The sequence below is a fragment of the Actomonas spartinae genome, assembly GCF_051209155.1.
Classification (GTDB): Bacteria; Verrucomicrobiota; Verrucomicrobiia; order Opitutales; family Opitutaceae; genus Actomonas.
Map to the genome: position 1 here is coordinate 756563 of NZ_JBPJGB010000001.1, position 25185 is coordinate 781747.

General features: G+C 65.2%; 21 protein-coding genes. 7 read left to right on the forward strand and 14 right to left on the reverse strand.

From position 1 onward, the window contains the following. Positions 1 to 75 precede the first annotated feature (75 nt). From AC0MRV_RS03010 to AC0MRV_RS03035, 6 genes are read right to left on the reverse strand one after another with little or no spacing between them, the layout of a single operon-like run. The gene (locus tag AC0MRV_RS03010; protein ID WP_472762946.1) at positions 76 to 627 is read right to left on the reverse strand and encodes an RNA polymerase sigma factor; all 552 of its coding nucleotides are present in this window, start codon (positions 625 to 627) and stop codon (positions 76 to 78) included. Beyond that, the gene (locus tag AC0MRV_RS03015) at positions 624 to 1082 is read right to left on the reverse strand and encodes a hypothetical protein (protein WP_472762947.1); all 459 of its coding nucleotides are present in this window, start codon (positions 1080 to 1082) and stop codon (positions 624 to 626) included. Before AC0MRV_RS03015 ends, AC0MRV_RS03010 begins: the two co-directional genes overlap by 4 nt. Next, the gene (locus AC0MRV_RS03020; protein WP_472762948.1) at positions 1079 to 1408 is read right to left on the reverse strand and encodes a hypothetical protein; all 330 of its coding nucleotides are present in this window, start codon (positions 1406 to 1408) and stop codon (positions 1079 to 1081) included. The genes AC0MRV_RS03015 and AC0MRV_RS03020 overlap by 4 nt, the downstream gene beginning before the upstream one ends. A 54-nt stretch (positions 1409 to 1462) precedes the next feature. Next, positions 1463 to 1924 carry a methyltransferase family protein gene (locus AC0MRV_RS03025; protein ID WP_472762949.1) on the reverse strand — a complete coding sequence of 154 codons (462 nt, stop codon included), beginning with the start codon at positions 1922 to 1924 and terminating at the stop codon, positions 1463 to 1465. Next, on the reverse strand, positions 1924 to 4017 hold the full coding sequence (locus AC0MRV_RS03030; RefSeq protein ID WP_472762950.1) for a hypothetical protein: 2094 nt from the start codon (positions 4015 to 4017) through the stop codon (positions 1924 to 1926). Before AC0MRV_RS03030 ends, AC0MRV_RS03025 begins: the two co-directional genes overlap by 1 nt. Continuing rightward, complete coding sequence (locus AC0MRV_RS03035; RefSeq protein ID WP_472762951.1) at positions 4010 to 6232, reverse strand: TIM-barrel domain-containing protein; 2223 nt, start codon at positions 6230 to 6232, stop codon at positions 4010 to 4012. Before AC0MRV_RS03035 ends, AC0MRV_RS03030 begins: the two co-directional genes overlap by 8 nt. 223 nt (positions 6233 to 6455) lie before the next feature. Between AC0MRV_RS03035 and AC0MRV_RS03040 the strand changes: the two genes are divergently transcribed. The 3 genes from AC0MRV_RS03040 to AC0MRV_RS03050 all read left to right on the forward strand — a co-directional run bounded on the left by AC0MRV_RS03040 (position 6456) and on the right by AC0MRV_RS03050 (position 11685). After that, positions 6456 to 9176: a DUF1592 domain-containing protein gene (locus AC0MRV_RS03040; protein WP_472762952.1), complete on the forward strand. Its 2721-nt coding sequence runs from the start codon at positions 6456 to 6458 to the stop codon at positions 9174 to 9176. A gap of 2 nt (positions 9177 to 9178) precedes the next feature. Then, positions 9179 to 10570: a DUF1552 domain-containing protein gene (locus AC0MRV_RS03045; protein WP_472762953.1), complete on the forward strand. Its 1392-nt coding sequence runs from the start codon at positions 9179 to 9181 to the stop codon at positions 10568 to 10570. 83 nt (positions 10571 to 10653) lie between these two features. Next, entirely contained in the window at positions 10654 to 11685 is a 1032-nt protein-coding gene (locus AC0MRV_RS03050) for an alpha/beta hydrolase (protein ID WP_472762954.1), read from the forward strand. Positions 11686 to 11770: 85 nt separating this feature from the next. Here AC0MRV_RS03050 and AC0MRV_RS03055 read toward each other — a convergent pair whose 3' ends face one another. The 3 genes from AC0MRV_RS03055 to AC0MRV_RS03065 form a co-directional block, all read right to left on the reverse strand. Then, positions 11771 to 12316: a hypothetical protein gene (locus AC0MRV_RS03055; protein WP_472762955.1), complete on the reverse strand. Its 546-nt coding sequence runs from the start codon at positions 12314 to 12316 to the stop codon at positions 11771 to 11773. Positions 12317 to 12388: 72 nt separating this feature from the next. After that, positions 12389 to 12799, reverse strand: coding sequence for a hypothetical protein (locus tag AC0MRV_RS03060; RefSeq protein ID WP_472762956.1), 411 nt, complete (start codon positions 12797 to 12799; stop codon positions 12389 to 12391). Between the two features lie 28 nt (positions 12800 to 12827). Next, positions 12828 to 13721: a c-type cytochrome gene (locus AC0MRV_RS03065; protein ID WP_472762957.1), complete on the reverse strand. Its 894-nt coding sequence runs from the start codon at positions 13719 to 13721 to the stop codon at positions 12828 to 12830. 107 nt (positions 13722 to 13828) lie between these two features. Here AC0MRV_RS03065 and AC0MRV_RS03070 point away from each other — a divergent pair, with 107 nt between their 5' ends. Together AC0MRV_RS03070 and AC0MRV_RS03075 are read left to right on the forward strand one after the other, a co-directional pair. Continuing rightward, a complete protein-coding gene (locus tag AC0MRV_RS03070) occupies positions 13829 to 15130 on the forward strand; it encodes an amidohydrolase (protein ID WP_472762958.1) in 1302 nt (433 codons plus the stop codon). Positions 15131 to 15244: 114 nt separating this feature from the next. Continuing rightward, positions 15245 to 16174, forward strand: a complete 930-nt coding sequence (locus tag AC0MRV_RS03075) for a hypothetical protein (protein ID WP_472762959.1) — start codon at positions 15245 to 15247, stop codon at positions 16172 to 16174. Positions 16175 to 16183: 9 nt separating this feature from the next. On the opposite strand, the gene AC0MRV_RS03080 is transcribed toward AC0MRV_RS03075, so the two are convergent. Further along, complete coding sequence (locus AC0MRV_RS03080) at positions 16184 to 17026, reverse strand: endonuclease/exonuclease/phosphatase family protein (RefSeq protein ID WP_472762960.1); 843 nt, start codon at positions 17024 to 17026, stop codon at positions 16184 to 16186. 112 nt (positions 17027 to 17138) lie between these two features. Here AC0MRV_RS03080 and AC0MRV_RS03085 point away from each other — a divergent pair, with 112 nt between their 5' ends. Next, positions 17139 to 19004, forward strand: coding sequence for a S8 family serine peptidase (locus AC0MRV_RS03085; protein WP_472762961.1), 1866 nt, complete (start codon positions 17139 to 17141; stop codon positions 19002 to 19004). Between the two features lie 44 nt (positions 19005 to 19048). On the opposite strand, the gene AC0MRV_RS03090 is transcribed toward AC0MRV_RS03085, so the two are convergent. Continuing rightward, positions 19049 to 19285, reverse strand: coding sequence for a hypothetical protein (locus AC0MRV_RS03090; protein ID WP_472762962.1), 237 nt, complete (start codon positions 19283 to 19285; stop codon positions 19049 to 19051). A 473-nt stretch (positions 19286 to 19758) separates the two neighbouring features. Then, positions 19759 to 22014 carry a S41 family peptidase gene (locus tag AC0MRV_RS03095; protein WP_472762963.1) on the reverse strand — a complete coding sequence of 752 codons (2256 nt, stop codon included), beginning with the start codon at positions 22012 to 22014 and terminating at the stop codon, positions 19759 to 19761. Between the two features lie 146 nt (positions 22015 to 22160). Between AC0MRV_RS03095 and AC0MRV_RS03100 the strand changes: the two genes are divergently transcribed. After that, positions 22161 to 23111 (forward strand): GlxA family transcriptional regulator, encoded by a 951-nt coding sequence (locus tag AC0MRV_RS03100; RefSeq protein WP_472762964.1) that lies wholly within the window; start codon positions 22161 to 22163, stop codon positions 23109 to 23111. 31 nt (positions 23112 to 23142) lie between these two features. Here the strand turns inward: AC0MRV_RS03100 and AC0MRV_RS03105 are convergent, their stop codons facing one another. Beyond that, entirely contained in the window at positions 23143 to 23877 is a 735-nt protein-coding gene (locus AC0MRV_RS03105; protein WP_472762965.1) for a DUF805 domain-containing protein, read from the reverse strand. Positions 23878 to 23892: 15 nt separating this feature from the next. Further along, the gene (locus AC0MRV_RS03110) at positions 23893 to 25167 is read right to left on the reverse strand and encodes a serine hydrolase domain-containing protein (RefSeq protein WP_472762966.1); all 1275 of its coding nucleotides are present in this window, start codon (positions 25165 to 25167) and stop codon (positions 23893 to 23895) included. Positions 25168 to 25185 lie beyond the last annotated feature (18 nt).

Below are 25185 nucleotides of genomic sequence, written 5' to 3' on the forward strand. Positions count from 1 at the left end.
ATAGCACCTAGCAGACGGGGGACCAGAATTTCCGTTGCGCGCGGAAATTTGTAACAAGCGGGTGGATGACCTCGCCTAGGAGGCGAGCCAGCGCCCCAGGGCGGTCCGCAAGTGCTCCCGCGCGCGGCGCAGGCGGGTTTCGACGGCCTTGGGCGTGGCGCCGACGATGGCCGCGATCTCGGCGTGGGACAGGTGCTCGTATTCGAAGAGGAGCACGACCTCGCGCAGGTTTTCCGGTAGCTGGCGGATGGCGTCACGGACGGCGTGGGCGACTTCCGCCGCGTCGGTGTCGTCGAGCGGGGTGGCATCGGTGCTGGGCTCCGGCGCGTGGTCGAGGGTGGTGGTCGGACGCCGGGTGGTGCGGCGGGCGTGATCGCGGGTGAGGTTCAGCGCGATTTGAAACAACCAGGTCGAAAAACGGCGGTCCGGATCGAAGCGATCGTGGTGCAGGTAAACGCGCACAAAAGTCTCCTGCGCGAGGTCCAGCGCGTCGGCTTCGGACAGGGCGTGGCGGAGCAGGAAGCGACGCAGGCGTTCCTGCCAGCGTTCCACGAGACGCTCGATCGCGGTGTCGTCGCCGGCCTGCAACGCGAGCATGTCGGCGGTGTCGTCCGCGGCTTCGTTCATCGCAAGCCCAGGGGCTCGGTGTGCTGGTGGGCGCTGAGGCGGGGGCTGATCATCGCGAGGTAGCGTTGCCCCTGTTCCGGCGACATGGCGGCAGCCACGGCTTCGAGGTGCGCCTGGGTCGAATCATGGCAGGTCGCCTTCAGGGCGGAGAGGCGTTGTTCAATCTGGCCCTTGGCGGCGGGAGTCTCGGCGGTGGCGAGTTCAGCCTTGGTGTCGAGGATCGCCGCACAGTGTTGCGCGCAGATCGGACGATAGGCGGCGTGCAACGCCTGAATCCGTTGGGCCTGTTGCGGCGTGAGCTGGAATTCCTGCGTGAGCCAGGTGAGTTCGTTGCCGGCGGTGGATTCGGGCCCCGGACTGAGCAAGCGGGTCAGGCCGAAGGAGGCGGCGCCGGCGACAGCGGCGACAAGCAGGAGGCGCAGCAACGCGGGGACGGGGCGGGCGGGCTCGCTCATGGGTGCAGGTGATCGTGGTGGGGCGCGGTCGCTCCGTCGGCGGTGAGGCGCACCGGGTCAATGCTGCGGGCATAAGCGTCGGCCATGATTTGGCGGGTGTTGGCCTGCTGCACGGTCACGGCGGAGGCGACGCCGATGATGATGGCGAGCGCTGCGGCCAAGGGCAGGCTGGCGGGCCACGCGAGCAGGCGCGCCCAGGGCGAACCCATGGGCGCGGCTTCATGCCGCGCGATCCGCGTCCGCACCCTCGCCGCAAAATCTGGCGCTGGGCCGGGTTTCGGCTGCCAGCGCTGGAGAAGGTCGGAGAGCGGATCGGAATCGGTCATGGTAGGTGTTACGCGGGGGCGGCGCTCAACCCTCGGGGATTTTTGCAGGGAGATTCAGAGCCACCGCCGCACCTGTTGGCAATAGCTCCGGTAGGCTTCACCGAAGCGGTTGCGCAGGGCCTCCTCCTCCCAGCGAACAGGACCGGCGGTGAGTCCGAGCAGGAAGAGCGGCAAGGTCAGCCACGGCAGGGCTTCGCCGCTGCGCAGGGCGATACCCGCGAGGATCATCGCTTCGCCCAGGTAGATGGGGTTGCGGGAAAAACGGAACGGGCCGCGGGTGAGCAATTGCTCCGGCTGGCGATAGGGCAGGATCGGGGTGCGACCGTATCGCACCGTGAGGATGGCCCAGGCTGAAAGGGCGACCCCGAGGACGGTCAGTCCGATGCCGCACTCGGCACGGATGCTCGTCAGCCAGGGGATGGAGGATTCCGTCTGCCGCAGCAGCAAAACAGTCAGGCCCAGTTGCGCGAGAAACCACACCGGCGGATAGACGACCAATCGCAGCAGGGCGCGCATCACGGTAGAGGGCGCAGGCGCTCGCTGCGCACGGTCCAGGTGCCGTCGTCAGGGAATCCGGGGGCGGGGCGGTCGGGCGCGTCGTCCCAACCGCCGGCCATCAAGGCGACGGCGGTGAGCAGGGCGCCGTTGCCCGGCAGATAGAGTCGCAGACGGTCATCCTGGTGATTGTGGCCGTTGGGCAGGTAGGTGTTCTTCGGGCGATCGAGCAGGAGCGCGTCGACCGCGAGCTGGGGTTCGCCGAGACGCGCGGCGGTCATGGCGATGAGCGGGTAATCCCAGCCCCAAGTGTGGTCCCAATCCTGTTCCGCCATGACGCGGTGCAAGGTGAGGCGCATGCGTTCGCGGTCGATGCCGGGGCCGGGCAACATGCCGAGGGCGCCCAGCACGCTGGGGTGGTCAACCATGTTCCAAATGCCCTCGGCGGTGGCGTAGGCGTCCTCATGTTCCGGATACGGCGCGAGGTTGGCCAGCACCTCGTCCCAATGCGGGTCGCGGTTCAGGCCGAGGCGCTCGCGCCAGGCCTGGGCCGTGCTCAGGCCCCAGCGCCAGTAAGCCAGTTCGTAGGGCGGGTTCTTGGTCGTGCGCGGATCGTAACTTTCCTGGGCCGGGATGAGCGGCGGCCCGAGATCGTAGTGGCCGGTGGTCGGGTTGCGTTGGGCGAAGTCGGCCATGAAGGTGGCGGTGGCGAAGACGATCTCGCGGTAGCGCGCGAGCGTGTCGGGAGTCGATGACTCGCGCCACGCCAGTTCGGCGAAGGTGATGGGGTGAGGCTGTTGCCAGATCAACAGGGGGGCGATGCCGGAGGGTTTTTCGCGGCCCTCGCGATCGACCATCTTCGGCCAGCGCGCGCCGGGGTAGCCCTGGCGCGCGGCGATGGCGCGGGCGGTGGGCAGGATTTTTTCATACCACGGCAAACTGCGTGCGAGCAGCTGGAAACGGTTCCACAGCGCGAAGTGCGTGCCATGCCACCAGTGCATCTCGAGGTGGGCGACGCCATACCACGAGTTGACGGTCAGGCCGGTCTCCTGCGGCGGCATGTCGCCGGCGCACTGGATGGCGGTGAGGTATTGCGAAAGGATGACGCGACGCTCGAGTTCGGCCGCGCGGGGATCGGTGCTGCCGGAGAAATCAACGGCGGCGCCCTCGGTCCAGAAGCGAGGCCAGTGGTCGCGGCTGGCGCTGAAGGGCTCCGGGCGCATGCCGCGGGGACGATCGCCGCCTGCAAAATACGCGATGATTTCCAGTGACTCGCCGGCCGCGCGGACCTCCGGGGTGAGGGTGGCGGTATGAGGCGCGGTGAGCGCGAATTGGTCCCCCGGCCGTCCCGTGATCAACGCGACACCATAGGTAAAGTCATCCAAGTGGCGACTCAGCTTAACGAAGCCGGGAGCCGTGTCGGCGATGCGCGTTTCGTGAAGACCAGGTGAGTTCCAATCGTGTGGATCGATGCCCCACGCGCCCCTGCCGTAGGCAAACCGGGTCACGATGCGCAGGCGGGATTGTTGCAGCAGCGGTGAGCGAACGCGGATCGCCACTTCGTCGATGTCGGGATGCGCGACGGTGATCACCTCCACCGGCACGCCTTCAACTTGGTAGGTGCTCAGGATCTCGCCGGTCCACAGCGACAACTCCTGGTGAATATCGGTGATGTCTTCGAGCGTCGCGCTTGTGCCATCCTCCCGCAGAAATTCGAAGCCGATCCGGCCGAGACCGAGGCGGTGCGGATTGCTGCGCAACCACGCGCCGGCGGGGGAGGATTGCTTGGTCGGGTAGGGCACCTCGCGGTCGCCGGTGGCGAAGTTCTCGAAGGTGTCCTCGATCCGGTAGTCCGATTCGTTGGGGAAGCTGTGCCAGCCCCAGTCACTTTGGGTCGCGAGGGGGATGCCGGCGGCGTAGGCTTCAGGAAAACTTTGCAGGCCCGTCACATCGACGGTCATGGCAAAGCCGCCGTTGCCAAGGGTGAAAGGGGAGAGTGGATCCACCGTTGTATTCACTGGATGGTGACGACGGACCAGCGCCTCGCGGTCGATCGGTTCGGCGGCGGCGACACCGGCGAGCAGCAGCGCGAGGGCAATGCTTGGCTTATTCATCCCACTCGAGGTGAAGGCGATGCCCGGCGAGCCAAGGCACCAGGTTGCGTCCGGTGGCGGTGTAGAGCGCGATCTGGCCGTCGTGGGTGAGGGCGGGACCTTCAAGCGTAATGCCGTCGTCGGTGTGGCTGAGCGTGAAGGTCTTGGCGGTGTCGCCGTCGGCGGTGTCAATGTAGGTGAACTGGGTGGACTGGCCGACCTCGCCGGGGAAGGCGTGAATCGACAATGCCCCGGATTCGCCGTCTAGCCAGTTGCGACTGTTGCCGCGGTAGACGTCGCCGGTGACCAGCAGGCTGTTGGCGCGAACGAAGAGCGGGATTTCGTTCACGGCGGCCTGCGTCACCACGGCATGGGCGCCGAGGTGGGTGGAGAGCACGCCCTCGTCGAAATCAAAACGATGCCAGCGCCCGGCGGGCAGGTAGACTTCGCGCACCGTGCCCGGCGTCAGCATCGGCGCGACGAGCAACCCGTCGCCGAGGTAGAACTCGTCCCAGATATCGTAGGTGCGCGGATCGTCGAGGTGGCGATAGGCGAGCGGTTGCATGAGCGGGCCGTTTTGCGCGGAGGTGTTGGCCAGCGAGTGCAGGTAGGGCAGGAGCACCATGCGCAGTTCGAGCAGCTTGCGGAAGTCGGCTTGAAAGACCTCGTCGTAGCGCCAGGGCATGCGGTCCTCACCGTCGCCGCCGGAGCCGTCGAGTTTGATTTCGAGCAAACCGCTCATCACGCCGAACTGCAGCCAGCGCAGGTAGAGCTCGGGTGCGATGGTGCCCTCGCCGATGTAGCCGCCGACGTCGCTGCCCCAGATGGGGAAGCCCATGAAAGCGGCGCGCATCGCGTTGGCGGCGTTGCCCTGCAGGCCCTGCCAACTGCTGCGCGGGTCGCCGCCCCAAATCGCGCTGAGATAGGGTTGCGCGCGGTGGATCGCGGCTCGCGCAAAGGTGAACTGGTCGTCGCCCCAGGTGCGGCGCAGGGCCGCGTCGTGCACTTTGGCGAACAGGTAGGCGTAGGTGTTGCGGCGGGCATCGGCGGGCACGTTGGTGTCGGCCCAGTTTTCCCATGGTGGAAAGTGCTCGTCGGCCCGGTCCATCTTGTGGCCTTTCACCCCGAGCCGGTGCTGCAGGGTGGTGAGTTTCTCCTGAAACGCCGCGACCGTCGCAGGATCACTGAGATCGGCGTAGGTGAAACCGCCGGGCAGGTGGCGCGGCAGCGGGGTGTCGCCGAAGAAGGCGGTGGCGGTCCAGGTCATGAACTCCAATCCGTGCTCATCGCGAATGGTTTTGATCCACTGTTCGGGACGGGCGAACCGGGCGTTGAAGTTCATGTGCGACCACGCGTGCGCGCCGTCGCTGTAGGGGCGGTCGACGAACCACGCCGTGACCGGGAGACGCAGCGCCTCGAAGCGGGCGATGTCATCGAGGATTTCGGGCGCGCCGCCGTCGTTCTGGTCGCGCCAGGCGACCGGGCCGACGGCCCAAAGTGGCAGCGACTTGGGCGCGCCGATGAGGTCGTAGTAGGCGCGGTGGATGGCGCGGCCGTCGTCACCAAAAAACAAATACCAGTCGAGCGTGCCGGTTTCGTGGTGGATCTGGTTACGGCCGTTGCGGGCGAATTGGTAGCGGCCGGCGCCAAAGGTGTCGAAGAAGGCGCCGTAGCCGTGGCTGCTGAGGTAGAACGCGGAGAAGGCGGAGGCGTAGTTCTCGACAAGGTTGCTGCCCTTGTTCGTCACCTCGACGAAGACGGTTGAGTCACGCAGGTCCGGCGAGTGGCGGTTGTCGGGCTGCAGGGGCGACGAAAGACCGAAAACGTGGTCACCGGTGTCGGCCAGTTCGAGCGTGACCTGATCGCCCCAGGGGGGCGCTGCGAAAAAGCGGAACCCGTCGCCGAGACGGCTGATGGTCAGCTCCGTGGTGAGCGGAGGCGCGTCGACGGCGCGCGAGGCGAAGCCGACGCTGGTCGGGTAGCTCAGCTCGATGCGCAGGGCGTCGGCGGAGGCGTCCAGCAGGCGCGTCGCCACCGGCGCGTGGTAGTCGAATTTGATCTCCCGGAGGTCGAGGACGGTGCGACCGTGGCGGTTGATTTTCACCGTGCCGTCTTGCCACGTGAGCGTGGCGCCAGGCGCGGCGAGCGTGGCTTCGGCGCCACGAGTAAACGGTGCGATCACGGCGAGGCACAGGCAGGCCGTCGTTCGCGACCAGGCGGGGAATCGATACTTCATGGTGGGGTGGGGCGGCGGAAGCGTATCCACCGCAGGGGCGGCTGAGGCAACTCTGCGAGAGGCCGGCTGGAGTGAATTTTCATGATGACGTTTAACAGTCACACACGATTCGCCGGTCTGAGTTGAGAAGTCAGTTGGGCTCGTATCTCGTGGTGGAACGCGCGTCCCAAGGCCTGCGCCTACCCCAATTTCCTAGTTATCCTCTCTCTTCCAACTGCTTTACATGTTTGCTCGTTCCTCCCGCGGATCCCTGATTGAAAACGTTCGTCGCACTGCGACGCTCCAGTGGCGGTCGGCCGGTTGGGCGGCGGCGTTGGTGGCGACGATGTCGACGGCCGGTGCCCAAGTCGCGGATGAGCCGATCTTGGCGAGCTTCAAAGAGCAGATCGAGCTGACGATGGACGAGTTCTGCTACGACTGCCACGGTTACGGCGGTGACAAGGGCGGGGTCGTGCTCGATGGTTTTGGCAGCGATGAGGAGATCATGGATCACGCGCTGTGGCTGCGGGTTTTGAAGAACGTGCGCGCCGGTTTGATGCCGCCGGCGGATGAATATCAACCGTCGCCGGAGCAGAAGGAAGAGATCGTGCGTTGGATCAAGGAGAAGGCGTTTCAGATCGACCCCGCGCATCCCGATCCGGGCCGCGTGACCGTGCGCCGGCTCAACCGCGTCGAGTATCGCAATACCATCCGGGATCTGGTCGGCATTGATTACAACACGTCGGTGGAGTTTCCGGCCGACGACACCGGTCACGGCTTCGACAACATTTCCGACGTGCTCACGATCTCGCCGATGTTGCTCGAGAAGTATCTCGACGCCGCGCAGGCCATCATCGATGAGGCGGTGCCGCGCCAATCGTCGGTCGTCGCTACGCACGTGATTCCCGGTGGCAGCTTTGTGACCACGGCCGCGCCGATGCCGGTTCTCGAATCCCTTGGATCCAGCGACAGTTCAGCTCCGCCGGCTGCGGCGGCGAACGAGGAAATCGTGCCGGCCGTCGCTTCGGAAAGCGTGGTGGTAAAGCGGCGTTCGGCGGAGGAACTGGACCTGTCTTATTACGAACCCGCCATCGTGTCCTCCTCCTTCACGGTCGAGCATGCGGGCGACTACGAAGTGGAGCTCAACTATCGGGCTTTGGAACGTTATGTGGACACGCAGTTCGACCTGAACCGCTGCCACATCATCCTCAAGGTCGACGGCGAGGTGTTGATGGAAAAGGAAATGGCCCGTGAGGGTTACGGTCGGCGCTTTTCCTACGCCTTCCAACGCGAGTGGTCGGCGGGTGAGCACGAGATCGTGATGGAATTGCGCCCGGTGTTGCCGGCCTCCGAGCAGATTCGCAATCTGCGCATCCGCTTCGACAATGTCACGGTGCGCGGTCCCTACGATCCGGCGCATTTCGTTTCCCCGCCGAACTACGAAAAGTTCTTCCCGCGTCCGGTGCCGGAGTCGCGCGCTGAGCGCGCGGTTTACGCCCGGGAGCTGCTGGGCGATTTCTCCCGCCGCGCTTACCGTCGTCCGGTGGCCGACGGTTCGGTCGACCGGCTGGTGCAACTGGCGATGGGGGTCTCGGAGCAGGATGGTGAGACCTTTGAGTCGGGAATTGCCCAGGCTATGGCGGCGGTGCTCGTTTCGCCGCGCTTCCTCTTCCGCGAGGAGCAGCTCGAACCGTTGAAACCCGGTGAGGTTTACCCCGACATTGACGAGTATTCCCTGGCCTCGCGCTTGTCCTATTTCCTGTGGTCCACGATGCCGGACGACACCTTGTTTGAGTTGGCCGAGGCCGGACGTCTGCGGGAAGAATTGCCGCAGCAAGTGCAACGCATGTTGAACGACCCACGTTCGGATCAGTTTGTGAAAAACTTCACCGGGCAGTGGCTGCAGGCTCGCGACATCGGTGACGTCCCGATCAGCGACTTTGAGGTGTTCCTGCGGGAAAACCCCAACCCGGAAATGTCCGCCGCGCGCAAGACCTTCCAGCGCATCAACCGGATTCCGCAAGGCCAGCGCACCGAAGCCCAGACCGCGGAGCTGCGGGCTGCTTTCGGGGTGTTTCGCCAGTTTCGCAATCTCGAGCGCCCGGAGTTGGAGCGTCCGGTGCGCGAAGCGATGCGCGCGGAGACCGAGCACTACTTCGACTACGTGCTGCGCGAGGACCGCGACCTGAGCGAGTTTCTCGATAGCAACTACACCTTTTTGAACGAGGAGTTGGCCAAGTTTTACGAGATCGACCACGTCGAGATCAAAGGGGAGGAAATGCGCAAAGTGGAGCTGCCCGCCGGGCATCCCCGCGGTGGTGTCCTCACCCAAGGCACGGTGCTGACCGTCACGTCCAACCCGGGTCGCACGTCGCCGGTGAAGCGAGGCGTCTTCATCCTCGAAAACATCCTTGGCACGCCGCCGCCGCCGCCGCCGCCGAACATCCCGGGCCTGGAGGAGGTCGCGAGCGAGGAAGAGATCGCCGCCATGTCGCTGCGCGAACAGTTGGAGCTGCACGCTTCGAGCCGCATGTGTGCGTCCTGCCACAGCCGGATGGATCCGCTGGGCCTCGCGCTGGAGAATTTCAACGCCATGGGCCGTTGGCGTGACCAGGAGATGAACAAGCCGATCGATTCGCAGGGCCAGCTGGTCACCGGCGAATCCTTCTCGGGCGTGCAGGAGCTGAAGAAGATCCTGGTCAGCAACCACCGCGAACAGTTCCTCCACACCTTCACCGAGAAGCTCCTGACCTACGCGTTGGGTCGTGGTATGGAGTATTACGATACGGCGACGCTGGATCAGATCGTGCATCGCCTGGAGACCGAAGGCGCCCGGCCGTCGGTCCTGTTGAGCGCCATCATCGATTCCGCCCCTTTCCAAAAAGCTCGTCTCCCTCAAAACCAACTTGCCGTCGAAACCGCTTCGGCTCCCGCCTCGGAGCACGTCGCCAACCTGAGCCGCTGATCATGAATCCATCCGCCGAAACCGAACTTCGCCGCCAACTTCGATCCCTCAGCCGCCGGAACTTCCTGCGCGGGATGGGGGCGTCGCTGGCGCTGCCGGCCTTTGCCTCGCTCACGCCTTCCAAATTGCTGGCTGCGACGCAGGCCCTCGAGACCGCCACCACCCCGACCGGCGCGCCGCTGCGCACCGCCTTTGTGACCTTCCCGAATGGCGCCATTCCGGATCGCTGGTGGCCGACCGGTGGCATGTCCGACTTCAAACTCAGCGAGACCCTCGCGCCGCTCGCCAACGTGCGTGATCGCGTGCAGATCTTCAAAGGCCTCGACCACGAGAACGCCAACCCCGGCGAAGACGGTGCCGGCGACCATGCCCGCGGCAACGGCGTGTTCCTCACCGGCGTGCGCCTCAAGAAAAGCGCCACCGATGTGCAGGCGGGCGTCTCCATCGACCAGGTCATCGCCAGCCAGGTGGGCAACCTCACGCGGCTGCCGTCCCTCGAACTCACCTGCGATGCCAACCGCCAGTCCTCCGGTTGTGATTCGGGTTACTCCTGCGCCTACCAATACAACATTTCCTGGAAGTCGGCCACTCAGCCCATGACGCCGGAGAACAATCCGCGCCTGGTCTTCGAGCGCCTCTTCGGAGCCGGTGTGCACGGCGAACGTCAGGCCCACGCCCGCCAGCGGATGGAAAACCGGCGCTCGGTCATCGACTTCGTGATGGACGATGCCCGCAGCCTTTCGCGCAAACTCGACCATGCCGACCGCGAGAAGCTCGACCAGTATCTCACCGGCGTGCGCGACGTGGAGTCCCGCATCGAGCGCGCCGAGCAGTTTGGCCCCAACATCGACCCGGAGCAGGCCACCCCCGAAGGCATTCCCGAAAGTCAGGCCGAGTATGTGCAGGTCATGTATGACATGATGCTGCTGGCCTTCAAATCCGACTCGACCCGGGTGTGCACCTTTGTGCTCGCGCATGACGGCGACAACCGTTCGTTCAGCGAGATCGGCATCAGCGAGGGCCATCATGAGCTGTCCCATCACCGCAATCAGTCCGATCGTATCGAGAAAGTGGCGACGATCGACCACTGGTATATCACCCAGTTCGCCAAGTTCCTCCAGCGCATGGATGAGACGGAGGACGTGGACGGCAACTCGCTGCTCTACAACTCCCGCATCATCTACGGCAGCGGCAACGGCGACGGCAACCGACACACTCACCACGATCTGCCGGTGCTGCTGGCCGGTCACGGTGGCGGCCAACTCAACCCCGGCCGCTTCGTCGAGCACAGCTCGCAGCCGATGAGCAACCTCTTCCTCACGTTGGCCGACCAAGTTGGCGTGAAGGGTTTGCAACGATTTGGCGACTCAACCGGTCGAATCGGTAATATCTAAGTCGCCGCTACACTGGCCCAGGCCTCATCCCGTTTGACGGGGTGGGGCCTTTTGCTTTCCCCTCCCTTTTTCCCCTTACCCCCATGAAATCACGATCCCTGCTCCTCTCCGTGCTGGCGCTCCTGGCCACCACGTCCCTTGTTTCCCGGGCCCACGATCCCGCCGCAGTCATGACTGGCGACTTCGAACTCACGCCCGATTCGTTGGTGCAGGAAGGCGTGCCGCAGGGAGAGTTGAAAGGTCCCTTTGAATTTCGCAGTGAGATCATTCCCGGCACGATCCGGCAGTATTGGATCTTTGTGCCGGCCCAGTATGACCCCGCGACGCCGGCCAGCGTGCTCGTGTTTCAGGACGGCCACCGCGCGACCCATCCGGAAGGTTCGCTGCGCGTGCAAAACGTGCTCACCAACCTGATCCATCAGGGCGCGATGCCGCCGACCATCGGCATCTTCATCACGCCGGGCGACACCCGCGACGAGTTCCCCAAGGACCTCGGCTGGGGCAACCCCAACCACCGCTGGCAGGAATACGATGTGCTCACGCCCGACTACGGCCGCTTCATCATTGAAGAGATGCTGCCGCTCGTGGCGCAGGACTATAACCTGACCGACGATCCGGAGCAGCGCGCCATCGGCGGCACCAGCAGCGGCGCGATCTGTGCGTTCACGGTCGCCTGGAACAACCCGGATGTTTTTCGCAAGGTGATCAGCTTCATCGGGAGTTATGTCTCGATCGGTTCGCGGCCGCCCGAAGGCGATCCCGCCGGCGCTTGGTCGCCGGGTGGACAGGACTACCCGGCGATGATCCGCCGCCTGCCGCCGAAGCCGATCAAGATCTTCTTCCAGGACGGGTCCAATGATCTCGATAACACGTGGGGCAACTGGTTCCTCGCGAACCAGCAGATGGTCTCGGCGATCAATTTTTCCAACCGGCTCGCCGAGCGCGCCGAGTCTGGCGACATGCCTTGGAACCCCTATCGCGCCTCCCCGGTGGAGCACGTCAAAGGCGTGCGTTGGCAGGAGAAGCACGTCTGGACCGACGGCGAACACAGCGACAAGCACGGCGGTCACCTGTTGCCGCAAGCGATGCGTTGGCTGTGGTCGGACGCAGAGTAAACCGGTGGTGCACGCAGAGGCACGATGCCTCTGCCTTTGCGGCCGCGGCACCTGGCCGCGGCTTGGCTGTCGAGTGCGGCGATCCTCAGCCCTCGCGGGCGAAGATGTAGGTGCCGACCGGCTCGCTGTGCGGGCCGAAGGTGCCGGGCTTCACGTGGAAGACCTGCACCATCAAAGCGCGGTCGTCACTGTTCGGATCCATCACCAGCACCCACCGGTCGTCCTTGCTGTTTTTCATGCGCATGCGGATGACGGCCTTGCCGTCTTCCATGGAGAACCCGCGTGACGCGCCCCAACGCGACCGCCAGATGCGCTGACCTTCATCGTCGAAGATTTCGACGGTCAGCGTCCCGTCGGTTTCGTCGAGGGTGACGCGATCCGAGGTCTCGAAGTCCAGCGCCGCGAGCTGCGGGTCAAATTGCTGGCCGAGCAGCCCATGGAAGGAAATCTCCGCGGTGGTCGCGGCGTTGACCGATTGCACGACGACACCCTTGTCGGCGTAGGTGCCGGAGATGCCGCCAGCGGCGAGGGAGGAAACGGAGCAAAGGAAGGCGAACGCGGACCCGATGAGGACTTGCCTGATTCGAGCTGAAACCGGCTGCCGATGGAGGTGGGAAACGTTGTGGCTCATGCCCCAAAGTTATCCGCCGGGGCGCATTTCGCAAGACCCGCGTCGGGACGCTCCCCGGCGGGGCGCCTCACCTCACTCGTTGATTTTGAGGGCCTTTTCGAGCCAGGCGATGAGGACGGCCTTCTCGCCGTTGGTCTCGTAGTCTTCCTGCAGTTTGCGGAGGCGATCGCGCATTTCGGTTTGGCGGCGCAGGCGGAAGGACAGGCGTGCCTCCTGCGGCATCTCGTCGTCACGGATCATCTCATAGAGCGTGAGGGGATCGGCGAGGGTGTCGCGAAACTCCTCGTCGGTGATCATGATCAGATCCTCCCGAATCTCGGCTTCGCCATCGATCACTTCGCCGTGGCACATGACACAACGGTTATCAATGATTGTGCGCACCTCCGCGGGGAGGGGGAAGAGCGCGTCCGCGTCGTTGGCGACGGCAACGGAGAGCGTGAGGGAAGCGAGGGTAAGGGGGGCGACGGTTCGAATAAGACGCATGAAGAGAGAGACGAAGTTGGGGGACAGATTATTCAGATTCGGCAAGCAGCGTGGTGGCCAGGGCTTCCACGCCATGCACGTCCAAAGGGCCGCGACCGTTGAGCAAAAGCAAGTATTCGACCAAGATCTCGGTCTGCACCTCGTCGAGCACCTCGCCGTAGGCCGGCATCGGGATGGCCTGACCCTCGAAGTATTTTTTGGCCATGCCGCCGAGCAGGCCCTGCTCGATGGCCACGCCGCGACCATGCTCGATCCAGTGGCGAATCTCGGCCTTGTCGCCGCCGTTGGTGAGCTGGCGAAAATCGGCCCCCTGAAAGCCGGGGATGTAACCCTTGAACGAGGCGAGGTTGGAGACCGCGCCTTGGCCGAGTTCGCCGTGACATTGGTAGCAACCGGTCTCGCGGGCGAGGGCGTCGCCGCGCCGCAGCAATTCGGCTTCGCTCAGCGCGGCCACCGCCTCGACGGACGCGACCGGCTCGCGCTCCGCCGCGATGTAGGCGCGGCGCAGGCCCGCAGCCATGGCCCAGGCGGCGATATCTTCGATCTGCCCCGGACTCAGGTGGCCGTCGTCGCCGTAGGCAGGCATCTGCACGAGCAGGCGCTGGTGGCGTTCCCGTTGTTGTTCCGGCACGCCGTGGGTGATCCATTCGATGACCTCCTCCGCTTCCAGGATCCCGTCGTCCCAGATGAGGTCGATGTTGCCGTGCCGCCAGCGGCCGTTGGAGCTGGACCGGTAGTTGACCCGCGGATCGTTCTCGCCCTGGCCGTGGCAGGCGAAGCAACCGGCGGTCGTCGCGAGTTGGGCGCCGCGCGAAATCGGTGAGCTCTCCGGCGCGCGTTCGAATTGATAGACGAAGCCGCCGACAGCGGCGCCGACCAGAGCGAGCACAAACACGATTTTAAAAGCGGAGGCAGGTTTCATACGGGGTGCCGCGATTTGCAGGGAACCGCGCGCGAGAGTCAAAGGTGTGATCTGTTGATCGTTGGCCGCGCTTTCCAAACGCGCCCCGTTCCGATTGGATTCCGGTCATGCGCCGTCTGCTGAATTGTCTCGCTGTCCTGGTCTCCATCTCCGTTGTGCTATCGGCCGCCCCGATCGAGCGTATCGACGACTTGGCGACAGCCGCGGAAGCAAAGGTCATCGCCTGGCGGCATCACCTGCACGCCCACCCGGAACTCTCCAATCACGAGGAGCAGACCGCCGCCTACGTGGCGGAGCACTTGCGGGCGCTGGGACTCGAGGTGCAGACGGGCGTGGCCGGGCACGGCGTGGTGGGCTTGTTGCGGGGCGGCCAACCGGGACCGGTGGTCGCGTTGCGCGCCGACATGGATGCGTTGCCGGTGACGGAGCAGACCGGGCTGCCCTTCGCCTCGACCGTGACCACGGAATATGGCGGCAAGACGGTGGGCGTCATGCACGCCTGCGGACACGATGCGCACGTGGCGATCCTGATGGGCGCGGCCGAGGTGCTGGCCGGCGTGCGGGAGGATCTGGCGGGCTCGGTGAAGTTCATTTTCCAACCGGCCGAAGAAGGCGCGTGGCCGGCGCCGGTGTGGGGCGCGAAGCAGATGATCCAGGAAGGCGTCCTGGAGAATCCCAAAGTCGACGCGATCTTCGGCCTCCACGTGTGGTCCTCGATGGCCAGCGGCACGCTCGGGCTGCGGCCGGGACCGGTGATGGCCAGCAGTGATTTTCTGCGCGTGACCGTGCGCGGGCGCCAGACGCACGCGGCGGCGCCGTGGGCCGGCGTGGATCCGATCACCGTCTCGGCCCAGATCGCACTCGGGCTGCAGACTGTCGCCAGTCGCCAGATCAACATTCTCGAAACTCCGTCGGTGGTTTCGATCGGCACAATCCACGGCGGCGACCGCAACAACATCATTCCGGATGAAGTCGAGATGACCGGCACCATCCGCACCTACGACCCGAAGGTGCGCGCGGAGTATCATCAGCGCGTCACCCGCACCGCCGAACGCATTGCGGAGTCGGCCGGGGCGAGCGCCGAGGTCTACATCGGCGCCGACACCGGCTACGCCGCCACGGTCAACGACGCCAAGCTCACCGCGCGCATGCAGGACGTGCTGGAGCGGGTGGCGGGCGGACCGGACAAGCTCGTGGCCAACAACCTGTCGACCGGGTCGGAGGACTTTTCGTTCTTCCAACAGGAAGTGCCGGGAGTGTTCTTTTTTCTCGGCGTGACCGCTCCCGGGCAGGACCCTGCGAACGCGGCGCCGAATCACTCCCCGCGCTTTGTGGTCGATGATGCCGCCCTGGTGACGGGCGTGCGGGCGATGGCCCAGCTCGCGGCGGAGTTTCTCGAGCGGCATTGATTGGCGCGGCCGCCGCGACAACTACGGAAAGCGATTGGCCAAAAATACGTAATAGGTCCGAATGGACATATCGGGTCCTATGCGGAATAAATGGGGTGTAGGCCCTATTTCTTCATGGCTCAATCTTCCGCGCTTCCCTCCGAACTTACCGCTCGCCTGCAGGACGAAGTCCTCGCCGAACGTTGTTTTCACGCCTTCAAACCCGAGCAGTCGGCCGCCGCTGCGCTCACCCGGATCCCTTTTGCGCTCTTTGGCGCGGCCAAGTCCCGCTCTCCGTTTCCTGGCGCAACCAAGTCCGGTGATGTGTCGCCGGAGGCCGTGCGACGTGAGCGACGCGAGCAGGCGGAGCGCCTCCGGGGGTGGGCGGCGGAGCGCGTGCGCGAGCAATTGGACCTCTATCTGATCGCGGCGAGCCCGGAGTATCAGGCTTACCAGGAGTTGCCGCAGCTGGCGCAACGCTGGCGCAGCACGGTCGATGGCATCGGCGATTTGCTCACCGCCTTTGCCCGTGAAGTGCGGACCTTGCTGCTTCACCAGTCTCGACCCAATCCGCCCCCGGCGGAGGCGGCCTTTGCGCCGCTGCATAAGATTGTGGCCAGCTTGGCCGGCGTCGGTGGGCGGTCACGAGCGCTGAGCGAACAAGTGGCGAAGCTCAGCCATGGCCGCCTTGGCAAGAAGGTGGCGCTGCCGGAGCTCCCGGAACTGCCGAGTCCGGCGTGGCTGGATGGGCTGGTGGCCAAAGGAGCCGCGCGCGGTGCCCGCGAGTTGGGCAAGGCGGCGGAAGTGGCCCGCGATTTTGGCCAACTTCGCAAAGCCAAGTTGCTCGCGCAGGTGCCTGATTTTGTGGAGCTCTGCGCCGCGGCCAAGGTGGCCTGTCTTGAGGCTTATTGGGCGCAGCTCCGGGACTACATCGATCGGCATCAAACGCCGGCGGTTGAAGATCCTGTCGCCTGCCTCCAGGCTCTTGCGCTACGGCGCGAAGCCGTCGAAGAACGGCGGCTGCGCGACCGCGTGACCGGCACGCCGTTTGCCTTCACCCACTGACGCCCCCGCTCAGGGGAAACGCACGTCCACGACGACGGGATAATGGTCGCTCGGGCTTTGCCCGTTGAGCTGTGTCATGACAATGTCACTACGTCCGACCGTGACAGGCTGGCGGGCCAGGATCCAGTCGATGCGTTCGTCGTCGTAGCGCGGTGGTTGGTAGCCGTGAAAGGTGTTTACGCCGGTCTCCGGTTCACGCCAGGAGGCGGCGGTCCAGGTGTCGACCAGGTCGGTGTCCGTGGTGAGAATGTGGAATGCTTCGCTGTCACCGGCCGCGCAGTTGAAGTCGCCGATCACCAGCACGGGCAGGTCGCCGGCAATTTCCGGCAGGCGCGCGGCGATGAGCGCGGCCGACTTTTGGCGAGCCTCCTCGACCTCGTGGTCAAAGTGCGTGTTGAGCACCACAAACTCGCGACCGGAGTGCAGGGCCTCAAAGCGTGCCCAGGTCGCCATGCGGCGGTAGCGATTGCCCCACGTCATCGAGCCGACGACCTCGGGTGTGTCGGACAACCAGAAGTGCCCCTGGGCGACCGGGCGCACGCGATCGAGCCGATAGAAGATGGCGCAGAACTCGTCCTCGTTGTCGCCGGCCCGACCTTGCCCGAGCCAACCATAACCCGGCAGGTCGGCGTCGATGTCGAGCAACTGGCGATGCAGGCCCTCCTGCGTGCCCACGACATCCGGTGCGTGTTTGATGAACACGTGGCGGACGGCCGGGCGGCGGTCCGGCCAAGCGTGTGGGCTCCGGTCGCTGGCGTAGCGCAGGTTGAAGGTCATCACCTTGAGCTCAAGCGGCGGTTCGGCCGCGGATACGACGGCGGGCTGTGCCAGCCCCAGGATCATCAATCCCATCAATAGCCATCTCAGAACGCGCCGTGCCGGGGTATGCATAAGCGGCACGATGGGCGGGGCTCCGATCGCGTTCAAGCGTTGCCGCGTTCGGAGTTTTGCGCAGCGTCACGCCATGCCTAAATGGATTCGCTCGTTCACCGTGCTGGTGCTTTTGACCGGCGCCGCCATCGCCCAACGCACGCCGATCACCTCGCAGGACCAACTGCCGCGCTTTGAATACACGGTCGACCGGCCGGTGGTGGACTACCTCACCGATGAGGCCGCCTACCAAACCCTGGCCACGCAGGTGCGGCGCGACCTCGAAGGCCTGCTGGATCAATACGAGATTCAGGACCGCACGACGCTGCAGGGTGTGCTCTCGACGCTCATGGTCATGGACTACAAGGATGGCGACACGGCGGCCGCCTTGGCCAAGCTCGCCCTGATTCGGGATCTCGAGGCCAAGCCTGCGGCCAAGCTTACCACCGGCATGCTGCTCGAGAGCGTCATCGAAGCCCAGCGCATCGACTACGCTTCACCACAAAACTACGCCGCCGCCTTTGCGCGCATCTACGCCGGCAAAGTCGACGCGCTGCCCTACGAGGTGGTGGGCGACAGCCTCAAAAGCGCCAAGGCGAGTGCCGAGATCGTCACCGCACCGCTGTTGATCGGTCAGATCGAAAGTGGCGTCCAACCTGGCGTCGACAAGACCGGCACGATCAGCGGCGACGTCGCCCAAGGCCTGGTGAGTTCCCATGTGGCGCTGGCGGAATTCATTCCCCTGCGTGAAGCTCGGGTTGCCGTGCTCAGCGCCTATCTTGATGCGCACCATGTGGCTAAGCCGGACATCTGGGCGGCTCGCGACGTGAGTCTCGACGGCCGCGACGACCTGACGCCGGTGACCATTGGCGTGTGGGACAGCGGCTTGGACATCGCGGTCTATTCGGACCGCATCTGGACCAACCCGGCGGAAACGGCCAACGGCAAGGACGACGATGGCAATGGTTACGTGGACGATGTCCACGGCATCGCCTTCGACATGAAGGGCAACGTCAGCGACAGCATTCTCTTTCCGCTCACTCCGGAGCAGGAAGCGGCGTATCCGGAAATGCGTGACCTGACCAAGGGCCTGCTCGATCTCCAGGCCAATGTCGACAGCCCCGAAGCGGCCAAGCTGCGCGATGAGATGGGCAAGCTCGCGCCCGGCGACGTGCAGGCTTTCATCGAGAACCTCGGCCTGTTCGGCAACTACTCCCATGGCACCCATGTCGCGGGCATCGCGGCCCATGGCAACCCGGCGGCGCGGCTGCTCACCGGGCGCATCAGTTTCGACTACCGCATGATTCCCGATGTGCCGACCATCGAGCAGGCGCACAAGGACGCCGCCGCGATGCAGCGCACGGTCGAGTATTTCAAAGCTCAGGGCGTGCGCGTGGTGAACATGAGCTGGGGTGGTTCGCCGCAGGACATCGAAGCCGCCTTCGAAGCCAACGGCGCCGGCGGCACGCCCGAGGAGCGTCGCAAGATCTCGCGCGAAATCTTCGAGATCGGCCTCGAGGCCCTGACCGAATCGATCAAAGCCTCACCTGAAATCCTCTTTGTCGTTGCGGCAGGCAACAGTGACAACGACGCGGAGTTTTCCGACGTGTTTCCCTCCGGCATCGACCTGCCGAACATCCTGACGGTGGGCGCGGTGGATCAGGCAGGGGAGGAGACCTCGTTCTCCACCTTCGGCGCCAACGTCGACGTGCATGCCAACGGTTTCCAGGTGCCCAGTGGGACCCCGGGCGGCGAGGTCATGGCCTTTTCCGGCACCTCAATGGCCGCCCCCAACGTCGCCAATCTCGCCGGCAAACTCCTGGCCGTGGCGCCCGCGTTGACGACCGATCAAGTGGTGAGCCTCATCACGCTGGCGGCGGACCACAGTGCCGATGGCCGCACTCGCCTCATCAACCCCAAGCGCAGCTTCGCGCTACTGGCGGCGCTGCAATCGGAGTAAGCCCTCTCCGCAGTCGGACGGGCGGGGTGATCCCGCCGTCCGGCTCATGCGGCGAGGGGATACTTGTTCAGTTCGCGGGCCTTGGCGGTCGCGTAGATCGACGTGGTCTTGGGCGCGTAGTCGTTGACCATGGTCACGGCCAGCATGCTGACGACGAAGGCGCTGGCGGCGCCGGCGAGGCTGCCGAGGGCGACCAGAGCGACGAGAGCCGGGACGGTGGCGATCGCCAGACCGGCGATGTTGAAGAGGCGGGAGGTGGAGATGTTGGTGTTGTTTTTCATGGTGATGCTCTTGCTTAAACATACTCCGTGCCAACTTGGTCGGAGTGATTTTTAGTGGTTGATGATAAGGTAATAATAATTTCCGGACTTGGTTTTCTATTTCGGCCGCGGCGGTGAGTTACTTCGCGGGCGAAATTGATGATTCCCAATTTTGGGACGGCGACCTTGTCGCCAGATGCCGGATACGCTTGGTCGGGGCGAATGGCGTTGATGGGTTCATGCCTATAGGTGCCCGGACCGGCCTGTGGGGTGACAGAAAATCGAACTTTTCTCCCGGCTATCTCCCACGTTGTCCGGCGTCCCCCGAGGGGCAGTCAGAAGGTGACCTCGGCGTCCTCGACCGCGTGTTTCAGAGGACGTGTTGCGCGGATGATAGGCCTGCGAAAAAGCCACCCTAGTCGAAGTCGACGAGGGTGGCCGGAGGAGGCTGAACGCTGGCCTGAATCGCGTTCAGACCGGCTGAGGGAATGAGCTCAATTGTCGAGACGGAAGAACTCGATGAGACCGATGCCGAGATCGGAGCCGGGCTCGGCGTCGAGCATCGCAGTGTAGGCGCCCGGAGGCAGCGAGAGGATGAGAATGGCCTCGCTGGGATCACCCGGCGCGATGCCATCCGCTTCCAACGCGGCGCGCAGCTCGGCATCGAGGTTGGTGTAGTCGAGGTTACTTGCGAGCACCTCGGTGCCGCCCATGGTGAGCAGGCGCAGAGACGGATTCTCCAAGGCGCTCTCGATGCCGTATTGGCTCAGAGTGGGCCCCTGACCGCGGATGAGCACACCGACTTCTTCGTCGCCGGTGATGATGAAACCGGTGATGGCGACCGCTTCACCGGCGCCGACTTCGACGCGGGAGGAGAGGTTGAAGAGGGTGGTGCCTTCGGTGTCTTCGGCGGAGATGTCGAAGACCTCCAGGATGCCGACTCCGGGGGCCGCGCCTTCGGCGCTGAGGTGGATGTGGTAGGAACCCGCCGGAAGGTCGCGCAAAATGACGGCGGTCTCCTCGGCGTCGGTTGGCAGGATGCCGTAGGCGGCGAGTTCGTTGCGGTCGGCCGCGGGCAGGTCGGCGAGGGAATCGGCGGTGGCGATGACCTCAAAGGCTTCGTTGAGCACGCGCAGTTTCACGTTGGCGACGGCGCTGCTGAGACCGGCGGCGGTGAGGCTGGGGCCGCGGCCGGTGATGGCGAGGTCGCGGGTGCCGTCGCCGTCGATGATGAGTCCGCTGATGAGGGTCGCGTTGCCGGTGCCGACGAGTCCGCGGGTGGAGAGATTGAACAGACCGGAGACCGCGGGTTCGAGGTGCGGCGTGGGTTGAGGCTCCGGTTCCGGTTCGGGCTCCGGTTCTGGTTCGGGGAGCGGCTCATGCACAAACTCGTTGGCGAAGGACATGATGCGCTCGAAGTGCGATTGGTGGATGGTGCCGGCGGTGAAGATGGGGAGCGCGGTGTGGGGCGTGATGCCGGTGCCTTCCCACTGTTGGCCGGCGGCGTCGGTGTAGCTTTCGTTGGAGAGGCCGAGGGCCCAGCCGTTGGGCAGCGGCTTGACGAGCATGTCGGAGAGCGATCCGTGGGTGGTCATGCCGAAGTGGCGCGCGTTGGGCAGCGCCCGCATGGCGAGGGTGAAGGTTTCGGCGGCACTCACGGTGAGGTCGCTGGTCACGAGGTGCACCTTGCCATGGAAGCTTGGGCGCGTGGTCGGCGCGACGGTGAAGGTCTGGGTGGCGGCGCTGCTGCCATCGACGGCGCGTTTGGTGTAGACCTCGACGGGAGCGTCGGTGAAGCGCGCGGCAATGGCGCGGCCGACCGCGTCGCGGCCACCACCGTTGAGGGTGAGGTCGATCACCATCTCCTGGACGCCGGCGAGGTCGGTGAGGGCGAGGTCGAGGATGGTGTTGATTTCGGCGACGTCGGCAGCGACGGACTCGGCCGGGGTGTAACCCATCATGTCGGCGATGAAGAGGTAGCCGGTGTGGCCGCTGCGATGCCACATGACTGCGCCGCCCGCCGCGCCGGTTCCACCGAGATCGATGAGGTGGTTGATGTGATCGACGATGCGGTCGATGCGCCAGTCGTCGTAGCGGGCCTGGCGGGTGGCGCCGCTGCCGAGATGTTGCGCTTCGATGAGCGGCACCGTGATGCGGGAGTTGAAATCGGGTCCAGATGCGAGGCTGTCGTTCTGTTCCCAGAGAAGGCGGAGATGGGCATCGGTGGTGCCGTCGATGAGGTTCAGGAGCGCGCCGCGCAGGGCGTTGGTGCTGGTATTGCCGGTGACCGCCGTGCGGGCGGCCGCGAACCGGGCGGGCCAGTCGATGCCGCGCTTGGTGGTGAAGCCGTAGTGGTCCTCCAGATACGCGATGGCGAACTCCACGGTTTGTGCGGCGCCGCCGTTGCCGGACTGGATCGCGCCGCCCGGCAGGTTGGCGAGGCGGGTGAATCGGTAGAGGGTCCCCTCGGCGACGTTGCCGGCGGTGAGGGTGGAGGCGTCGAGGCTGGTGGCGGTGTTGAATTCGCCGCGCAGCTCGGCGGCCGTGTCGGTGCCGACGATGAGGCCGGCCGACGACTCGTGGTAGCGCGTGATTTGGTTGCCGGACACCTGGAGGATCCAGCCGTAGCCATCGGAGCGCCAAGCGCCTTGGAGGGCGGCTGGGACCGACTGGGCGGTGAGGGTTGATGCGAGCGCCAAACCGCCAAACAGCGAAGCGACCCGGAGGAGGCGTGAGGGTGATGTGTTCATGTGGAGAAAAAGTGGACAGAGGGGTGGCGCGGAGACGGCCGAAGGTGACAGCGGCGCCGAAACCTTTTTTCGGCGCGGCGGTTGAGGGCCTGAGATTATCAGTTTACCGCGACGGCAGAAATGACCTAAAACCCACAAAAACAGACATGGATATCGGCTTCTTCATTTTCCCGGGTTTTCAGTTGTTGGACCTCTCCGGCCCCATGGCGGCGTATGAGATCGCGCAGCGCTTTCACGGGGCTTCGGGGTATCGCCCGAAGGTGGTTTCGCTGGACGGAGGTTTGGTGCGCTCCTCCAACGGCGTGGAACTTAATTCGACACGGCTGGGCCGACGGGAGTTTGACACCCTTATGATTGTGGGCGGTGACGAGATCTCGGCGCCGTGTCGTTGCCCCCGCACGCGACGAGCGCTCGCGGCCGCAGCCGCGCGGGCGCGAAGGGTGGCGAGTATTTGCACGGGGGCCTATCTGCTGGCCGAGACCGGCTTGTTGGAGGGGCGCAGGGTGACGACGCATTGGCGCTTCGCGCCGGAGTTGGTGCGCAAACACCCGGGGCTGCGCGTGGAGCCGGACCGCATCTTCGTGCGCGACGGTCGGTTCTGGAGTTCCGCCGGCATCACGGCGGGCATCGACCTCACGCTGGCGCTGATCGCCGACGATTTTGGGGAAGACGTGTCGCGCCGCGTCGCGCAGGACTTGGTGGTGTTTCACCGGAGGCCGGGCGGCCAGTCACAATACTCCGCCTTGCTCGAGTTGGATTCGAATTCCGATCGCGTCGGTCTGGTCATGGCCTACGCGCGGGAGAACCTTGCGGCGGATCTTTCGGTCGAAGCCTTGGCGGCACGAGCCAGCCTGAGTCCGCGGCAATTTGCCCGGGTGTTTCTGGCGGAAACGGGGCGCACGCCGGCCAAGGCGGTGGAGCAGTTGCGGGTCGAGGCGGCGCGCGTTCGCGTGGAGGAGAACCTGTCGGAGTCCCTGGAGGAAATCGCGGTCGCGGTCGGTTTCAGCGAGCCGGAACGCATGCGGCGCGCGTTCATTCGCGCTTTCGGGCAACCGCCCCAAGGCATTCGGCGTGGCGCCCGGCGGCAGCGCGACTAACCGGCGGCACGGCGAGACATGCGGCCGCGCATCAGCTCCGCTCCGATTGAGAAGGCCTGAAAAACAACGGCAGCAGAACCAACTGGCCGATGGGGAAGAGAATGTTCCAAAGCACCATCCGCTCGTCGCCGCCGGTGTCGCGCAGCCGTCGCACGTCCAGGATGAACATCTTCACCAACAGCCCCACGACAAAGGGCGCCAACAGGAAGACCGGATGCCGTTGTTCGAGTCCGGCCCGCTCGGCGATCGCGACGCTCGCAAAGACGGCAAAGCCCAAGCCAATCACCCCCAACGTGTAGGGAACGCGGCGCAGTCTGGGCGCCGCGTCGCGCGATGCTTTCGGCCGCGGCGCGCGGGAATATTCATTCCACAGCCTTTCAGCGTCGGTGGTTGGGTCAAAGGTCGTCGCGCTTTGGGCACTCACGAAGATCGCCCCCATGTCGTGCAGCGCGACCAGTGCAGCGATGAAAGTGTCGAATGCGGATCGACGGCGACCGTAGGCCACAGACAGCTCGATGCGATGGCGGGTGCACAACATCTGGACGGCAGACCGCAGGTGAGTGAATTCCCATTCGTCGTCGCTTGCCCGCTCCGCCTCCCATGCCTCGGGGCCACCGGGCAGAGCGGAGCGGATACGATCGAAAACGGGACGCAAATCGCTCAGACCCTCGCTGGCGACGTTACCCGCGGCATCGCACTCGGCCAACGCGAGCGGGACGGGATCGTGTCCCGGCTCCGGCCAGAGGGCGACGACGTCGAAGCTCATGTCGAGCGCACCGGCTCAGTCCGCGATCGCGGCGTAGATGAGCGCCTGCAACTTCTGGTGGTCGTCGAGGTTATCGGCGGGGATGACCTGGGTGAAGTAGGCGACCACGAGGTCCTCGGCGGGATCGATCCAGTAGGTGGAGTGGTAGGCGCCGCCCCAGGCGTATTTGCCTTCGCTGCTGGGCAGACCCAGGCGGCCAACGTCCTCGGTGATGCGGAAGCCGAGTCCGAAACTGTGGCCAGGGTCCCAGGGAAACTCGACCCCGGGCGGCAGGTGGTTCACGTGCATGAGCTCGACCGATTTGCGGGACAGCAGGCGGTGGCCGTTGAAAGTGCCGTTATTGAGCAACATCTGGAGAAACGAGGCGTAGTCCTCGGCGGTGGAGAGCAGGCCGGCGCCGCCGGAAAAGGACTTGCGCGGACCGTCCACGTAGTGGCCCTGGCTGAGCATGGTGCCTGCGTCGGGCGCACGCTCCAGGGCCTTGTCACCGCGTTTTGAATACACGGTCGCGAGGCGGGCGCGCTGATCTTGGGGCAGGTAAAAGTGGGTGTCGGTCATGCCCAGGGGGTCGAGGATGCGCTCGCGCAGAAACGCGTCGAGCGGCTGGCCGGAGGCGACCTCGACGACCGCGCCGAGGATGTCGGTGTTGTAGCCGTAGACGAAACGTTCGCCGGGATGCGCCTCGGCGGGCAGGGCGGCCATGCGGCGAATGGTCTCGCGGACCGGTTCATCGCGATCGGCGAAATACCAGCCGGTGATACCGGCCGCTTTCCAGGTGTCGCCCGCCGGCCCGCCGCCGTAGCTGTAGCCGGAGGTGTGAGTGAGCAGGTCGCGCAGGGTGATGCGGCGTCGGGCGGGCACGATGATCACGCGGCCGTCGTCGCGGCGCTCCGCGACGGTGGTCTCGGCGAACTCGGGCAGGTATTTGGCGAGGTCGTCGTCGATGAGCAGTTTACCTTTTTCCTGGAGCATCATGATGGCGACGCTGACGACGGCCTTGGTCTGCGAGGCGATGCGGAAGATGTCGTCGGTCGCCATGGCGCGGCCGGACTCCAGGTCGGACTTTCCGTAGGCGGCGAGGTGGGCGATCTGGCCGTGGCGGGCGACGAGCACGACGGCGCCGGGCAGTTTGCCGTCGGCGACGTAGTCATTGAAGACGGCGTCGAGCCGCGCGAGGCGTTCGGCGGACATGCCGACCGTCTCGGGAGCGACGGGGGCAAAATCGTTGGCGAGGAGCGGCGCGCTGAGCAGGGCGACCGCGACGAGCAAGGTGGAGGGGAGGCGGGGCATGGAGGTGGAGGGGAGACG

Bases quoted from the DNA above. Each gene is read 5' to 3' on its own strand.
- AC0MRV_RS03010 (WP_472762946.1), bottom strand. From the start codon at position 627: ATGAACGAAGCCGCGGACGACACCGCCGACATGCTCGCGTTGCAGGCC.
- AC0MRV_RS03015 (WP_472762947.1), bottom strand. From the start codon at position 1,082: ATGAGCGAGCCCGCCCGCCCCGTCCCCGCGTTGCTGCGCCTCCTGCTT.
- AC0MRV_RS03020 (WP_472762948.1), bottom strand. From the start codon at position 1,408: ATGACCGATTCCGATCCGCTCTCCGACCTTCTCCAGCGCTGGCAGCCG.
- AC0MRV_RS03025 (WP_472762949.1), bottom strand. From the start codon at position 1,924: ATGCGCGCCCTGCTGCGATTGGTCGTCTATCCGCCGGTGTGGTTTCTC.
- AC0MRV_RS03030 (WP_472762950.1), bottom strand. From the start codon at position 4,017: ATGAATAAGCCAAGCATTGCCCTCGCGCTGCTGCTCGCCGGTGTCGCC.
- AC0MRV_RS03035 (WP_472762951.1), bottom strand. From the start codon at position 6,232: ATGAAGTATCGATTCCCCGCCTGGTCGCGAACGACGGCCTGCCTGTGC.
- AC0MRV_RS03040 (WP_472762952.1), top strand. From the start codon at position 6,456: ATGTTTGCTCGTTCCTCCCGCGGATCCCTGATTGAAAACGTTCGTCGC.
- AC0MRV_RS03045 (WP_472762953.1), top strand. From the start codon at position 9,179: ATGAATCCATCCGCCGAAACCGAACTTCGCCGCCAACTTCGATCCCTC.
- AC0MRV_RS03050 (WP_472762954.1), top strand. From the start codon at position 10,654: ATGAAATCACGATCCCTGCTCCTCTCCGTGCTGGCGCTCCTGGCCACC.
- AC0MRV_RS03055 (WP_472762955.1), bottom strand. From the start codon at position 12,316: ATGAGCCACAACGTTTCCCACCTCCATCGGCAGCCGGTTTCAGCTCGA.
- AC0MRV_RS03060 (WP_472762956.1), bottom strand. From the start codon at position 12,799: ATGCGTCTTATTCGAACCGTCGCCCCCCTTACCCTCGCTTCCCTCACG.
- AC0MRV_RS03065 (WP_472762957.1), bottom strand. From the start codon at position 13,721: ATGAAACCTGCCTCCGCTTTTAAAATCGTGTTTGTGCTCGCTCTGGTC.
- AC0MRV_RS03070 (WP_472762958.1), top strand. From the start codon at position 13,829: ATGCGCCGTCTGCTGAATTGTCTCGCTGTCCTGGTCTCCATCTCCGTT.
- AC0MRV_RS03075 (WP_472762959.1), top strand. From the start codon at position 15,245: ATGGCTCAATCTTCCGCGCTTCCCTCCGAACTTACCGCTCGCCTGCAG.
- AC0MRV_RS03080 (WP_472762960.1), bottom strand. From the start codon at position 17,026: ATGGGATTGATGATCCTGGGGCTGGCACAGCCCGCCGTCGTATCCGCG.
- AC0MRV_RS03085 (WP_472762961.1), top strand. From the start codon at position 17,139: ATGCCTAAATGGATTCGCTCGTTCACCGTGCTGGTGCTTTTGACCGGC.
- AC0MRV_RS03090 (WP_472762962.1), bottom strand. From the start codon at position 19,285: ATGAAAAACAACACCAACATCTCCACCTCCCGCCTCTTCAACATCGCC.
- AC0MRV_RS03095 (WP_472762963.1), bottom strand. From the start codon at position 22,014: ATGAACACATCACCCTCACGCCTCCTCCGGGTCGCTTCGCTGTTTGGC.
- AC0MRV_RS03100 (WP_472762964.1), top strand. From the start codon at position 22,161: ATGGATATCGGCTTCTTCATTTTCCCGGGTTTTCAGTTGTTGGACCTC.
- AC0MRV_RS03105 (WP_472762965.1), bottom strand. From the start codon at position 23,877: ATGAGCTTCGACGTCGTCGCCCTCTGGCCGGAGCCGGGACACGATCCC.
- AC0MRV_RS03110 (WP_472762966.1), bottom strand. From the start codon at position 25,167: ATGCCCCGCCTCCCCTCCACCTTGCTCGTCGCGGTCGCCCTGCTCAGC.